The 14,489-nt window shown below is 70.4% G+C and carries 12 protein-coding genes; 5 read left to right on the top strand and 7 right to left on the bottom strand.

Translation table 11 applies throughout. From position 1 onward, the window contains the following. Nucleotides 1–107: 107 nt before the first annotated feature. Nucleotides 108–545, top strand: coding sequence for a hypothetical protein (locus tag QLQ12_RS09475; protein WP_282758704.1), 438 nt, complete (start codon nt 108–110; stop codon nt 543–545). On the opposite strand, the gene QLQ12_RS09470 is transcribed toward QLQ12_RS09475, so the two are convergent. After that, nucleotides 536–2,800, bottom strand: a complete 2,265-nt coding sequence (locus QLQ12_RS09470; RefSeq protein WP_282758702.1) for an ATP-binding protein — start codon at nt 2,798–2,800, stop codon at nt 536–538. The two genes, QLQ12_RS09475 and QLQ12_RS09470, sit on opposite strands and share 10 nt — an antisense overlap. A gap of 209 nt (nt 2,801–3,009) precedes the next feature. Between QLQ12_RS09470 and QLQ12_RS09465 the strand changes: the two genes are divergently transcribed. Next, nucleotides 3,010–4,161: a glycoside hydrolase family 5 protein gene (locus QLQ12_RS09465; protein WP_282758701.1), complete on the top strand. Its 1,152-nt coding sequence runs from the start codon at nt 3,010–3,012 to the stop codon at nt 4,159–4,161. A gap of 94 nt (nt 4,162–4,255) precedes the next feature. Here the strand turns inward: QLQ12_RS09465 and QLQ12_RS09460 are convergent, their stop codons facing one another. The 6 genes from QLQ12_RS09460 to QLQ12_RS09435 form a co-directional block, all read right to left on the bottom strand. Then, nucleotides 4,256–7,105: a glycosyl hydrolase gene (locus tag QLQ12_RS09460; protein WP_282758699.1), complete on the bottom strand. Its 2,850-nt coding sequence runs from the start codon at nt 7,103–7,105 to the stop codon at nt 4,256–4,258. Nucleotides 7,106–7,567: 462 nt separating this feature from the next. Next, complete coding sequence (locus QLQ12_RS09455) at nt 7,568–8,326, bottom strand: L-2-amino-thiazoline-4-carboxylic acid hydrolase (protein ID WP_282758697.1); 759 nt, start codon at nt 8,324–8,326, stop codon at nt 7,568–7,570. 284 nt (nt 8,327–8,610) lie between these two features. Continuing rightward, a complete protein-coding gene (locus QLQ12_RS09450; protein ID WP_282758695.1) occupies nt 8,611–9,468 on the bottom strand; it encodes a hypothetical protein in 858 nt (285 codons plus the stop codon). Between the two features lie 188 nt (nt 9,469–9,656). Then, complete coding sequence (locus QLQ12_RS09445; RefSeq protein ID WP_282758693.1) at nt 9,657–10,184, bottom strand: NUDIX domain-containing protein; 528 nt, start codon at nt 10,182–10,184, stop codon at nt 9,657–9,659. A 77-nt stretch (nt 10,185–10,261) separates the two neighbouring features. Next, nucleotides 10,262–10,672, bottom strand: a complete 411-nt coding sequence (locus QLQ12_RS09440; protein WP_282758692.1) for a hypothetical protein — start codon at nt 10,670–10,672, stop codon at nt 10,262–10,264. Between the two features lie 47 nt (nt 10,673–10,719). Further along, nucleotides 10,720–11,097 (bottom strand): YccF domain-containing protein, encoded by a 378-nt coding sequence (locus QLQ12_RS09435; protein WP_282758690.1) that lies wholly within the window; start codon nt 11,095–11,097, stop codon nt 10,720–10,722. A 187-nt stretch (nt 11,098–11,284) separates the two neighbouring features. On the opposite strand from QLQ12_RS09435, the gene QLQ12_RS09430 reads away from it, so the two are divergent. The 3 genes from QLQ12_RS09430 to QLQ12_RS09420 all read left to right on the top strand — a co-directional run bounded on the left by QLQ12_RS09430 (nt 11,285) and on the right by QLQ12_RS09420 (nt 14,483). Then, nucleotides 11,285–12,268 (top strand): ATP-binding cassette domain-containing protein, encoded by a 984-nt coding sequence (locus QLQ12_RS09430; RefSeq protein WP_282758689.1) that lies wholly within the window; start codon nt 11,285–11,287, stop codon nt 12,266–12,268. Then, nucleotides 12,265–13,284 (top strand): ABC transporter permease subunit, encoded by a 1,020-nt coding sequence (locus tag QLQ12_RS09425; protein WP_282758687.1) that lies wholly within the window; start codon nt 12,265–12,267, stop codon nt 13,282–13,284. Before QLQ12_RS09430 ends, QLQ12_RS09425 begins: the two co-directional genes overlap by 4 nt. A gap of 104 nt (nt 13,285–13,388) precedes the next feature. Further along, nucleotides 13,389–14,483: a glycosyltransferase gene (locus tag QLQ12_RS09420; protein ID WP_282758684.1), complete on the top strand. Its 1,095-nt coding sequence runs from the start codon at nt 13,389–13,391 to the stop codon at nt 14,481–14,483. The last annotated feature ends 6 nt before the right edge of the window (nt 14,484–14,489 follow it).

Below are 14,489 nucleotides of genomic sequence, written 5' to 3'. Positions count from 1 at the left end.
CGGCCGACTCGCGGCGGGCCGGCTGTCCAACCATGTCCAGGATCGCGTGCCCACCCGGCTTTGGACCGCCACGATTCTCCTCTGACACCGATCTCTCGGAGGACATCGTGACGACATCCCGGACGGCGCCCATCGTCTCGTGTGACGTCTGCGGCGGCGGCCCGTCCGCGTACGCCTCCTTCCGGGCCGTGGTGGTGATCTTGATCGGTTTCCATGTCCGGACCCGGTCCGGCGGTTTCTGCCGCGACTGTGGGCTGGCCGTCTTCCGCGAGCAGCAGAAGTTCACCCTGGTCGCCGGGTGGTGGGGGATCCCGGCGCCGGCCGGGCTGATCGCCCTGCTGATGAACGCGAGCCAGCTCGCCCGGATCAACCGGCTGCCGCCGCCCCGTTACGACGCGGGGCCGCCGCCCGGGATCGGCAACCGCTTCGGCCGGCCGCTGCGACCGGGCCGGCCGGTGGGGCAGAGCCCGGCGCTCATCGTCCCGATCCTGCTGGCCGTGGCGTTCCTGATCGTCTGCTGTGGTCCGCGGTTCCTCTACGACTGACGGTCCAGTGCGGCGAGACGGGCCCGGGCGCCGGCCAGACCGGGGTGGCCGATCTCTTCCAGCAGGGTGACCGCCTGCTGCCACGACTGTCGCACCGCCGCGACGTCGCCGGCAGCCCGCTGCGTCTCGCCCAGCCGCCCCAGCGTGTCGGCCTGGCCGATCCGGTCGCCCTGCCGGGCGAAGAGGGCCAGCGCCTCCCGGAAGTGGCCGATCGCCGCGGGGTGGTCGCCGAGCTGGTGCCGGATCGTGCCCAGGCTGTCCAGCGTCGCCGCTGCCCCGCCCAGGTCGCCCATGCCGAGCTGCAACCGCAGAGCCTGCCCGCACCTGTCCAGCGCGGCGTCGTGATCGCCCAGCTCGGCCTGGTAGAGCCCGGCCGAGTTCAGCGCCCGTGCCTGCCCGACCGGGTCGTGCGCCCGCCGGAACAGCGCGAGGGCCCGCTCGGCGTGTGTGATCGCCTCCGCCCAGCGGCCCTCGGTCTCGGAGGTGAAGGCCAGCGCGTGCTGGCAGACCGCCGCACCGGCCGGGTCGTCCACCTGAAGAAAGAGTTCGTACGCGGCCAGCGCGTGCGCCCGGGACTCCGCGGTCCGCCCCAGCCGGGCGTAGCCCACCGACAGCGAACGGTGCGAGAACGCGCTCGCCGCCGGATCGCCCAGCCGCTCCGCCGCCCGCAGCGCCGTGGTCTGCACGGCGATCCAGTCCTGCCAGCCGCCGTCGCGTTCGAGGGCGACCACGACGCCCCAGGCCAGCCGCCACGCCTGCCGGTCCAGCCCGGTGCGGACGGCGAGGTCCAGGGCGGCCAGCAGCGCCCGGTGTTCGGCCCGGAACCAGCCCATCGCGGCGACCTCGTCGGCCGGCCGGGTCACGGTGGCGGGCGGCTCACCCGCCGGAATCCCGATCGGCTTCCGCAACGGGTCCAAGACCAGCGTCGTCGCCCCCGCCGCGTGCACGAGATGGGTCAGAAGCCGGTCGACGGCGGCCCGGCGGTCCGCCGCCGGGTCCTCGCTTTCCGACAGCTCGCCCGCGTACGCCCGGAGCAGGTCGTGGCACGCGAACCGCCCCGGCCGGTGCTCGACGGTCAGCCGGGCCTGGGCCAGCTCGGCCAGGATCGCCGCGGCTCGCGTCACGCCCAGTCCGCCGAGTGCCGCCGCGGTCGGCGCCGTGAGGTCCGGCCCCGGGTGCAGCCCGATCAGCCGGAACAGTCGCCGCGCATCCGGCCGCAGCAGCCGGTAGGACCAGGAGAACGCGGTCCGCACGTCGGCGAGGGTCTCCGTCGCCGACGTCGCGCCGGACCCGTCCAACTCACCCGCGATGTCGTCGAGGCTGAACGCCGGATTGAGCGCCCCGCGTGCCGCCACCACCGCCAGCGCCAGCGGCAGCCGCCCGCAGGCCGTGACGATCCGCTCGACCGCGGCCGCGTCCCGCTCGACCCGCCCGGCGCCGAGCCGCTCGGCGAGCAGCCGCCGCGCGTCGTCCACCGCGAGCACGTCCACGCTCAGTGGCCGGGCGCCTTCGCTGACGACCAGGCCGGTGAGCTGGCCTCGGCTGGTGACGAGGGCCAGGCAGCCGGCCGGGGGGAGCAGCGGGCGGACCTGTTCGGCGTCGGCCGCGTTGTCGAGCATCACCAGCATCCGCCGGTCCTGCAGCAGAGTCCGGTAGAGCCCGGCCCGGGCCTCGAGATCCTGCGGGATCCGTGGCGCGGCGACCCCCAGCGAGGAGAGCAGCGTGTTCAGCGCCTCGCCCGCCGACATGGCACCTTCCGGATGAAAGCCATGCAGGTTCAGGTGCAGCTGACCGTCCGGAAACCGCGCCGCGATCCGGTGCGCCCAGTGCAACGCCAGGGTCGTCTTGCCGATCCCGGCCATTCCACTGATCACGACCGGGGCGTTGCCCGTGAGCATGGCGTCCAGCTCGGACAGCTCGGCGTCGCGGCCGACCATTCCCGACCCGGCGGCGGGCAGCTCGCGAGGCCGTTGGTCGCCGCGCCGGCGCTGCTCCTCGACCTGATCGCGCAGGGTGGCCAGGGCGCCCTGCTCGGCGGGGGTGGCGCCGAGCAGCCGGATCAGCAGGTCGAAGCGGTCGGTCGGCGGCAGGACCCGGCCGGCGAAGTACTCCCCGATGATGCCGTGCGACCAGCCGGTCCGCTCGGCCAGTTCGCGGTAGGTCAGCTGCCGCTCGCCGTCGCGGCGGGCCTGCCGGCGGCGCAGTTCGCGCAGCGCCTCGCCGAGGTCCGACAGGCTGGCGTCCTCTGTCGGCAAGCGAGCTCCTCCGGCGGGTCTGCGGCGCGTTACGAGGCACAGTAACGGAAATCCGTCTCACTTCCGGCCGTGGCAAGTGTCGTTGTCCGGACGCCGCGCCTCGGTGTCGTCGGGTGAGTATGAGCCTCTGCCCGGGACGCAGATTGAAGCATCGACATACGTGAGATAGCGTGTCGCCACCTTCTTGATCACGTGCCTGGAGTCACCTGATGCCACAGCGACACCCGACTCTCGCATCCCTCGCCGTGCTTCTGCTCCTGCTGGCCGGCGGGGTGGTCGCGGGTCTGCCCGCGGCGCGACCGGCCGCGGCCGCGCCGGCCGCGAGCAGTGACCGGCCGGCGCCCGCACCCGCCCTGCATGTGTCCGGGAACCGGCTGGTCACGCAGACCGGGGCGAGCTACCGATTACTGGGTGTGAACCGGTCCGGTGGCGAGTTCGCCTGCATCCAGGGAAAGGGCATGTGGGACGGTCCGATGGACCAGTCCTCGGTCAGCGCGATGCGGTCGTGGAACGTGCGAGCCGTCCGGGTGCCGCTGAACGAGGAGTGCTGGCTCGGCACCGCGAGCGTGCCGGCCGGCGGGGTGAGCGGGGCCGCGTACCAGCAGTCGGTGAAGGACTACGTGGACCTGCTCGTGGCCAACGGGATCAATCCGATTCTGGAGCTGCACTGGAGCTGGGGCAGCTACGGGCTCTTCTCGGCGGGCTGCTGGGAGGAGAAGGCGATCTGCCAGAAACCGATGCCCGACGCGCGGTACACGCCCACGTTCTGGACGAGCGTGGCGACCATGTTCAAAGGCAACGACGCGGTGCTCTTCGACCTCTTCAACGAGCCTTACCCGGACTGGGCCACCCTCACCCTCGACAAGCCCGGCGCGTGGCGGTGCTGGCGTGACGGCGGCAGTTGCTTCGGCATCGGATACCAGGTGGCTGGTTTCCAGACGCTGGTGAACGCGGTCCGGGCGACCGGGGCGACGAACGTGATCCTGCTCGGTGGGCTCACCTACGCGAACGACCTGAGGCAATGGCTGCAGTACCGGCCGGTCGACCCGACCGGCAATCTCGCGGCCTCGGCCCATGTGTACAACTTCAACGCCTGCAACAGCGTGTCCTGCTTCGACAGCCAACTGGCGCCGGTGGCGGCCGTCGTTCCGCTGACCATCACCGAGATCGGCGAGAACGACTGCGGCCACGCATTCATCGACACGCTGATGAGGTGGGCCGACGCGCACGGCGTCGGCTATCTGGGCTGGACCTGGAACACCTGGGACTGCGTCAAGGGCCCGGCTCTCATCAAGGACCACACCGGTACCCCGACCAGTTTCGGCGCCGGGTTGAAGGGCCACCTGGCCACTCAACAGTGATCTCCGAGCGGAGTGTGCCGGCCGGCATCCGTGGATCCGGGCCGACATGGTGGGAGAACGGCCGGGAGCATCCGCTCCCGGCCGTCGTCCATCCTTACCGGACCGCCGTGCCGCAGGCGCCGTACACCTTGAACTCGAACAGGGAGTAGCCGTACGGCGTCGCCCTGGTCGTGCCGTTGATCCGGACGTGGCGGGCGCTGCTGGAGAGGGGGAGCGCGTCCACCGCGCCGTCACCGTCGGTCACGGTGGCGGCGGTGGTCCAGGCGGCGCCGTCCGCCGAGGTCTGGATGGTGTACGCCCGGCCGAACGCCGCCTCCCAGGTCAGCTCGGCCCGGCTCAGGGTCTGCACCGATCCCAGGTCCACCTGCAGCCACTGCGGGTCGGCGAAGGCGCTCGACCAGCGGGTGGCGGCATTGCCGTCGACCGCGTGGCTCGCCGGGAAGGCGGCGCTCTCGGTGGACGACGCGGTCGCGGGCCGGCCCTGCGACAGCAACGGACCGGTCGTGCAGTTCGGCGGCGGGCTGCTGGACGGCGGGGTGACCACCCCGCCACCGTTGGCGTTGCCGCCGCTCCAGGTCAGGGCGCCGGTGGTGGCGGTCTTGCCGGCGGCGACATTCATGGTGCGGCCGTCGGAGAACGTCACGGTCAGCGCGCTGCCGGTGATGTTCGAGGCGACGTACGTCCTCGCGCCGTTCTTGGTGAACACCTTGGCGAGCGGGTGGTTCGCGGTGACGGTCTTGTCGATCGTGCCGAGGGCCGCGAGGTTGCGGATCCAGTGGAAGGTGTGCGCCTTGCTCTCGCCCTCCTCGGACGTGTAGTTGCCGCCACCGGCCCGGAACTTCGCCAGCGCCGCGTCGCCGTCGCCGAGCGCGAGGTACTGCCAGTGCATGTCGCGCCACTGCTGCGGTTCCCCGCCGTTGTTGCGGACCAGCTCGGCGTAGGTGTCGCGCACCGACTGCGGGTGGTCGCCCAGGTAGAGCTGGCCACCGGTCATCGGCAGCATGTTGATGCCGACGACGAGAGCGTGCTCGCCGCTGAACCAGGTGGCGTACGCGCCACCGGAGCCCCAGACGATGGCCGCGTAGTTGTGGCCCCACTGGCTCGGGAAGTTCTCGCCGGTGACGTCGAACCAGTACTCGTTGATCGCCGCGGCCTGGGTGGTGTGCAACCAGACGCCCGCGTCGCGCACGGCGCTGTTGCCGGTGGCCTGACCCCACTGGATGAGGGCGTTGGAGAAGTTCTGGCCCTCCGACGACGACTCCTGGTTGTTGCCCGCCCCGAACGCGCCGTGCCCGGACGCCCAGTCGTGGCCGGCGTAGATGTCGAAGTCACGCAGGTACGGGAACCGGGTGTCGCCACGGTCGTAGTTGTTGGCGTCGCGGATCAGCAGGTCGACCATGCCGCCGTACTGGCTGTTCGAGGCCCACGCCGGGTCGAACTTGGCGAGTGTCGCCGCCGCGGCCACGTAGTAGCCGTAGTGGAAGTGGTGGTCGTTGAGGTCCTCGTCGGAGGCGTACGACGCCGGGTAGCCGATGAGGGTGCCCCAGTTCTTGTCGTAGTAGAAGACCCGTGACGTCTTGCCGGCGGTGGCGGTGAACCAGTCGGTGATGCGGGTCTTGATGATTCTGAGCGCGGCATCGCGCACCGTCACGATCCCCAGCTGATCGGCGATCTCCGCGATCCGGGCGGCGCGGCCGAGGCCCTTGCCGGTCCAGTAGGTGTCGTCACCGCGGAAGTCGGCCGGGTTGTTCAGCTCGGCGTTCAGGTAGCCGGTGATCGTCGTCAGGTCGGCGCCGCCGCTGTCGGCGACGGCGGGGATCTCCGGCAGCACCCCGGTGTACTTCATCGCGGTCTTGAACTGCGTGCCGGTGACGATCTTCATGCGGCCGCGGGGCGAGACGTACGTCTGCGCCGCCGGGGTGGAGCCGGTCAGGTGACGCCACTGGTGCGGGTAGAGCGCGATGACCGTGCCCGAGCCGTTGCCCTCACGGGCGGTGGTGGTGAAGCCGTACGTCGTCTCGACCGCGCCGCTCGCCTGGTCGTAGTAGTAGGCGACCCGGGTGCCGGTCACATGGTGGTGTGCGTACCGGCCCCAGGAGTCGGCGAGAGCGAGCTTGTCGGCGACGCTGGTGGCCGATGTGGTGGGCAGGACGCCGACGGTGAAGTAGCCCTTGCCGGCGAGGTTCGAGCGGAACGTGTTGCCGCTCGCGCTCCAGGTGGCACCGGCCGGCGCCCACGCCACATAGTCCTGGCCGGCGATCGAGAAGCCGAGCCGGTTGCCGCTGTTCGACCAGGCGGTCGGCGGTCCGGTCACGGTCAGCAGCGCGTCGCCGCCGGTCGCCTGGAAGTAGCTCAGCGGCAGGCCGTGGCCGATGGTGGCCTTCAACGTGCGGGCGCCGTCGCTCCACGACGGGGTGACGGTCCAGTCGGTCCAGCCGTCGACCAGCGCCTTCGGCGCGTTCAAACCCGCGACACCGGCGACGACCTTCTGCGCGTACGGGTAGTGGTACTCACCGAGGCCGGTGGGGCTGCCGCTGATGGCGGGCGTCTGCTCGTACGACAGACCCAGCCCACTGGCCACCGGCCGGTACGCGACCGGGTGGGCGTACAGGGGCTGCGAGAAGTTGCAGTCGTCGCCTTTCTTGAACAGCAGCGACGACCACCAGTCGTTGGTGGGCACGCCGCCCCTGGGCGCGTTCGTGGTGACGTTCTCCCGCGGGTTGGTCGACACCGAACCGCAGCCCGACGGCAGTTTGGCGCCGGCCGGGAGGGTCTCGGTGTAGCTGCCGGCGCCGATCGTGCCGGCGCTCGCCGCACCGGAGAACGCGACGGCCAGGATGCCCGAGCCGACCGCGACAACGGTGGCGGCGGCCAGCCCGGCCAGCCGGGTGCGGCTGCGGCTGGTGAGAGCGGTGACGGGCGGCGGTGTGGAGGATGAACGCATGGACGACCTCCGGTGGTAATGGGGGAGCGGGGCGCGGACGGGCGGGTTCCGCCTCCGGAGAGCAGTCGGCCGGAACCGGTTGCGGCGTGCTGAGAGAGCGCTCTCTCGATCGAGACGCTAGCGGTCTCCACGCGGTTCGGTCAATGTTTCCAATCGGTTAATGTCGATTAACGGGGATTCGTGGAGTGCCTGGTGAGCACCGGTTCACAAGTTGTGGTCCTTGGGCCGCACTGCTCGCTCGACCTGGTGCCTCGACCACCGTCGCGGTGACGCCGATCGGAACGCCCACCGAGCGGACGGAGCCGGTGTGACGGGATTCGACGCGGCAGGCGTGTGGGATTCTCCGCGCCGGGTCGCCCGCGCCTGGGGTGTCCCGCTCGACGTCCCTCCGCCGGGGATACCGGCCTCGGCAGAGGGACGCCGCGAGCGGTGCGCCGCCCACGCTGACTCAACCCGGAGGGCTCAATCCGCGGCCGCCGCCTGCTGTGCCGTGTGCGCATGAGCGGGCTCGGCGATCAGCCCGGAGAGATGTTCCTCGCGGGTGAACAGCATGCGGCACGTCGAGCCGCTGGCGAACGTCACCGGCCGCACGAACCTGAGGTGATGGCGCGCCGGCTCGATGGCGTCGGCCCAGTTGAGGTCGAAGCGGCACAGAATCGGCTGCAGTTCGCTCCGTCCGGCCGCGACCAGCACGTCGTGGAAGAGGCAGCGGCGCACGTCCAGGACGTAAGTGTCGTGATCGTCGACGGGCCGCTCGAAATGAAACGACGGGCCGAAGTAGGTCTGCTCGCGTTGCTTGCTGGCGGCGACCAGAGCGGTGAAGGGGTCGTCGGTGTGATCGAGCATGCCGCGGGTACCGGCCAGGATGTCCTCGCGCAGCGGGCTGTTGAGGCAGTCCTCCACGATCGCGGCCGTCTCGGTGGGGCCGCACACGGGCTCGACGACGTCATACGCCGCGACGGCAAGCGCCGTGAACCTGGAGTTGGCCGCGTCCATCGTGGTGGCGACCAAGGGGCCGATCCGCGTATCGAGGGCTGCGAGCCGGTGTCGCACCAACTCGTCGACGGGCTGGGGCCAGGCGGTGTCGGCACGGGATCCGAGCAGTTCCAGCAGACGTGCGAAGAACGCCCGCTCGATGATCGGGGTCCAGTCCGTGGGGTCGTACTGCGGCTGATCCTGCTGCGGCGGGGCGGACGGCCCCGCAGCGGTGGTGTCGCTCATGGTGGTCCCTCTCGAGTCGGGACCACGCGGGCACGCCGAGCACTCGGTGCAAACCATGGCTGGACGCCCCCGTGTGGCCCGGGGTTGACCAGCGCGCTCCACCACCGACCGGCGCTGCAAGATGACGTCTCCAGTCAAAGAGATGATTCTCGCCGCGTCAAGTGCCCAGTCCGGAGTGAGCACGCCTCGGCTCGTCACCGAACGTCTCGGCGGGCATCAGCGGCGTCACTGACGTGATCCCAGCAAGAACCGGTCCGGCAGCGGTGTTCGAAGTGGGTCAGGGGTCAGCGCTGCGGCGACGATTCGGCCAGGTCGGCCTCGAAGACCGCATGGGTGGTTCGCAGGTAGAGGCGGCTTCCGCGGGTGCTGACGAGGTTGATCTTCTGCAACGGGGTGAGGGCGGCCGGACCGTGCTCAACGATGGTGCCGTCGCGCAGTCGGCACTCGGTCAACCGGTGCGGCGTGCCGTACCCGCCGATGAAGATCACCACGTCGTCGTGGACGAGTACGCCCTGCGCTCCGCGGACCGGGCCCGGCGGGAAGGGGCTGACCTTCGTATCGGTGATCCGGACCAGCGGGAAGTCGGTGTAGTAGGAGGCCCACGTCGTGCGAGCACCCACGTTCAACGCGTAGCAGGTGGCGATGTGACCGAATCCGGATGGCGGCCAGTAGGTCCACAGCTGCCGACCGAACTCGTCGAACCGTGTGAGACCGCCGGCGCTGAGCGGATCCCCGCTGTAGATGCCCTCATCGAAGTAACCGACCCAGATGGTGCCCGGCTCGTCGACGGCGAGGTGTTCGACGCCATCACCGACCCGGAACGACCGCAGCGCTTGACCGGACGCGCTGAACACCTGCGCGTTGTCCGGCACCGGCTCGAACGGCCGGCGGACGCATCGGGACTGGACCAGCAGGAGACTTCCGTCAGGCAGCAGGTCCACCTCGTCCGGCGTTATCGTCACACCGGTCAGTTCCACCGGACGCCAGTCGTCCCCGGCTTCGTGCAGGTGAACTCGTACCCGCAGGTCGGGTAGTCGGCTGCGCCGGCTACCACACGCCGAGACGGCGACCAGCCGGCCGTCGACGGTGGCGTTCAGCGCAACGAGGTGCTCCGCGTCGTTCAGAGCCGGGAGCTTTGCCATCCGGCGGCATCGCAGCGTGCGCACCAACGTCTTCCATCACTCCCCGAGTCGGCCATGATCGTATCGGTGTGATGGGAAACCGGCGGAACCCGGCGGCCGAGCGCTTCCGCCGACCTCGCCGAAGCCGTCACGCCCAGCAGCGCGCGACTCGCGGCATGAGAACAGACCCGAGGAGTACGGGCCTCCCGTCAGGCCGGCCGGAGCCGGAAGAGAGTCAGCGCTGCCAACGACGGCGCGTCCACGATCTGCCCCGACAGAATCATTCCATCGATCTCCTGGTCGGTGAACGCTCGGTGGATCATGTCCTGCTCACTCGGTTCCCGGTCGGGCTCCCCTTCGGTGAGTCCTTCCGCGAGATAGACATCGAACCCCTGGGTCGAAAAACCGTAAGCCTCGAACAGATGGCCCAGATGAGTGAGGGACGCGGCCTGCAGGCCGGTCTCCTCGGCAAGCTCCTGACGCGCGAGCGAGGCTTGGTCGCCACTGGCGCCACGCCCCCAACTACCTTGAGGAAACTCCCAGGCACGCCGCCCGACCGGGTAGCGGAACTGCTCGACGAGCCAGAACCCGTCCTGCCAGCGAGGCAGGACCAGCGCGAAGTCGGGCTTCTCCACCACGCCGAAGATTCCCGGGGTTCCGTCAGGACGCCGAATCTCGTCCTCGCGAACGACCATCCAGGGGTTCTCATAGACAACGCGACTATCGACTCGCTCCATGTGGAGATCGTCTCAGCCGGCGGCAACAATATCGGTGCTGGAAGATCGTTTGGTGTATTCGGTCCCGGCCGTACCGGTCAGGAACGGCGCGCTCCCCGGCGGTCGCGGAGCCCGATGACGGCCCCGGATACCAGGGCGGATCCCACGCACAGACCGGCCAGCAGCATGACGGCGCCGACCCCGAAGAGGCCGGTCTCGTCCGAGCGTGCCGCATCGATGGTCCACGCCCCGGTGAACCCGAGAGTCAGCGCCGCCGACGCCGGCAGCGCCCGCACGCCCGCCAGCTCGGCGCCGACCAGCAGGATCAACAGCGAAACCCCACAACCGGCGATCTGCCACACCTGGTACGGCCCGGACGCCACACCGGTGGCCGGATCGGTCTGGTACTCGTCGTCCCAGCCCAGCCAGGCGAACCACGCCACCGCGGAGAGCACCGCGACCGCCATGGCGCCGCACACCTGGAACAGGGCTCCACGTTTCGCCGGCATGGGACGTCTCCTCGATCTTCGAGTCTCGCGCTCGGCCGTCGGCGACCTCAGTCGAGATCGACGATCTCACGGCCGAGCGGCCAGAGGGCGACGGGGACGAGCTTGAAGTTGGCGATGCCGAAGGGGATGCCGATGATCGTCACGCACTGGGCGACACCGGCGGTGATGTGGGCCAGGGCGATCCACCAGCCGGCCAGGACGAGCCACAGGATGTTCCCGATGCCGGAGGCGGCGCCGGCATCGCGGCGGTCGACGACGGTGCGGCCGAACGGCCACAGCGAGTAGACCGCCAGGCGCAGCGATGCCACACCGAACGGGATGGTCACGATCAGGGCGAAACAGATCAACGCGGCGACGCCGTACCCGATGGCCAGGAGGAAGCCGCTGCCGAAGATGAACCACAGGACGTTCAGAATGAAGCGCACCTGTTCAGCATGACTCCGGCCCGCCACCCGAGCGCCGCCGAACCGCACCGGCGGATCAGGCCCACGGTGGCGCTGCGGGCGAGGTCGCGGGCGCCGATGCCGGTGCGGCGGGCGGCGGCAGGTGCTCGGCCCGGTGAAACGGGTGGATCGTACGCAGAGGTTGCCCTGATCATCTAAGGTGCGGCGAATGACCGCCGTACTCGAGATATCAGGGCTGCAGAAGACGTATCGCAGCCGCAAGGGAGCCAGGAAGGCGCTCGACGGCTTCGACATGGTCGTGGAAGCCGGGCAGGTGCACGGCTTCCTGGGGCCGAACGGATCCGGCAAGACCACCACCCTGCGTACGCTGCTCGGGCTCATCAAGCCCAACGGGGGCCGGATGACGATTCTCGGCCGGGAGGTTCCGCAGCATCTGCCCGAGGTGGCCGGTCTCGTCGGTGCGATCGTGGAGAGCCCGCAGTTCTTCGGCAACTTCACCGCACGCGAAACGCTGTCCCTGCTGGCCGACGCCGGCGGCGTCGACCAGCGCCGGGTCGACGCGGTACTCGAGGTGGTCGGCCTCCGGGAGCGGGCCGCGGAGCGGGTGAAGACCTACTCGCTCGGCATGAAGCAGCGCCTGGCGGTTGCTTCCGCGCTTCTCAAGGAGCCGAAGTTCCTGATTCTGGACGAGCCGGCGAACGGCCTGGACCCGGGTGGCATCCGGGAGATGCGCACCCTGATGCGCACCCTTTCCGACTCCGGGATGACCGTGCTGCTCTCCAGCCACATCCTGGCCGAGATCCAGCTGATCTGCGACTCGGTGACCATCATCGCGGCGGGCCGCCGGGTGGCCGCCGGCTCGGTCGCGGAAGTCCTCGCCGAGCACCGCTCGACGAAGGTGAAGGTGCGGCTCGAACCCGGCGTCGACATGTTCGGCGCCGCCCAGGCGCTGCGGGCGGCGGGCGCCGAGGTGACCCTGGAACAGGACCACTTCATCGTCGGCAACGCGAGCAGACCGGCACAGATCACGCGGCTGCTGGCCGGTCATCAGATCTTCGTGTCCGAGCTGACGCCGGTCACGGTGGATCTCGAAAGCGTCTTCCTTCAGCTCACCGGCACCGCCCCGGTGGAGGGAGCCAACCGTCAGGTGGACGACGTGGCGGCTACGGCCGGGAACGGATGGGGACAGTGAGCCTGTTCAAGGCGGAGACCCGCCGTCTGGCCAAGCGCCGGTTCAGCCGGTATTTCGTGCTGGGCGCCGTGCTCGTGCTGGTCGCCGTGGCCATCGGCATGTTCGTGTCGAACGAGAAGCCCACCCCTGCGGTGATCGCGCAGGCGCAGGCCGAGGCTGACCGGTACTTCCAGGAGCAGACCGGCTACGCCGCCGAGGAGAAGAAGCGGTGCGAGTCGCTCACCCCCGAGCAGATGAAGCAGCAGTACGGTGAGGGCTTCACCTGCGACCAGCTCGGCCAGTTGCAGCGGGAGGACGTCCAGATCCAGGACTTCATGCCCTCGCAGTTCGACTTCCGGGAGAACTTCCCGGGCATGGTCACCACTCTCGCCGCGATCCTCGCGATGGTGGCGTTCGTCGTCGGGGCCTCCTTCATCGGCGCCGAGTGGAACAGCGGCGGCATGATGAACCTGCTGCTCTGGCGACCCCGGCGGCTCCAGGTGCTGAGCACCAAGCTGGCCGCCCTGGTGGTCAGCCTGATCGGGTTGACGGTGACGCTCAGCGCGGTATGGACGGGCCTGTTCTGGGTGATCGCGACGATGCGCGGCACCACCGCGAAGATGACCTCGGGCGCCTGGCAGTCGATCGGTCTGCTGGAGCTGCGCGGGATGGTGTTGGTGCTGGCCGCGGGGATGATCGGATTCGGCCTGGCCTCCATCGGGCGGCACACGGCCATGGCCCTGGGTGCGGCGATCGGCGTGATCGTGGTGTTCCAGTTCGGTCTCGCCGTGGTGCTGCAGGTGGCCCGGGTGCGCTTCGCCGAGGCGTACCTGCTCCCGTTCTGGGGGATCGCCTGGCTCGAGAAGGAGTGGGAGGTCCTGGACTACAACGCGCCCTGTGACTTCTCCGCGGTCAATGGGTGCGAGCCGCCCTCCATGGTGATCACCTGGCAGATGGCCGGGATCGCGATGCTGGCGGTGGTCGGCCTCGTGACGATGGCGGCGATGTGGACGATGCGCAAGCGCGACATCACCTGAGCCGGCGCCCCCCGGGGTCACCCATGCCGGGTGGCCCCCGGGCGCGCCGCCTGAGGACCGCCCGGACTCAGCGACACCTCAGCCGAAGCGTGATAGAACGCGGCATGCGCATCGTGTTCGTCTCCGTCCCGCTGCAAGGTCATCTTCTGCCGCTGATCCCGCTCGCCGCGGCATGCCGGGACGCCGGGCATGACGTGATCCTGGCCGGTGGAGGCTTCCCTCCCGACGTGCTGGGACTGCGGACCGCCGACATCGGGGCCGCCTTCAGCCTGCCCCGGAGCGCGCTCCGGGTGACCGTACGCCATCCGCGTCTCGCTCGTGCCGAGATGCGGGGCGTCGCCGGTCACGCCATGGTCGGCGAGATCTTCGGCCGCGCCAACCTGGCACTGGTCGGCCCGCTGCAGGCGCTCGCCGAGCGGGAACGCCCCGACCTGATCGTCTTCGAGTCGCTGAGCGAGGCCGGTGCGGTGGTGGCCGGGCGTCTGGCCATCCCCTCGGTCCTGCAGGAGAACACCCTGTGGCCGGCCACCGACCTCTTCCGGGCCGTGACGGCCAGCAGCGCCATGGCCGGACTGGACATCCCCGCCCCCGAGCTGACCATCGCCGTCACACCGCCGAGCCTTCGCGCCGGCGCCGCGCCGGGGACGGTCGCGATGCGGCCGGTGCCGTTCTCGGGCGGCGGCCCCATCCCTGAGTGGCTTCTCACCCCGGGCGAGCGTCCCCGCGTCCTGGTCAGCCGCAGCACACTGAGCGGCCCGGACCTCGGCGACCCCGGCCCCGCGGTGATCGCCGCGGCCGCACAGGTGGACGCCGAGTTCGTCCTGGTCCGCTCGACGGCCCGCCGCGGACTTCCGCCGAACGTACGGACCGTCGGCCGGGTGCCCCTGAACGAGGCGCTCCCGCACGCGGCGGCGTTCATCCACCACTCCGGCGCGGGCAGCGTGCTGGGTGGCCTGGCCGCCGGCGTGCCGCAGCTGACCACCCCCGGCGGTGGCGACCGCAAGCACAACGCCGAACTGCTGGCGCGGCGCGGCGCCGGCCTGGCCGTCACCGCGAAGGCCATCACCGCGGTCCATCTGAACCGCCTGCTGACCGACGAGGCGCTGCGCACCGCGGCCCGGGAGGTCGCGGCGGAGATCGCCGCGATGCCGGAACCCGCCGCGGTGGTTCCCGCGCTGGAGAGGCTCGTCCACGGCTGACCACGC

Source organism: Actinoplanes sandaracinus (assembly GCF_030009775.1).
GTDB lineage: Bacteria > Actinomycetota > Actinomycetes > Mycobacteriales > Micromonosporaceae > Actinoplanes > Actinoplanes sandaracinus.
This window is presented reverse-complemented; position numbering and strand designations above follow the sequence as displayed.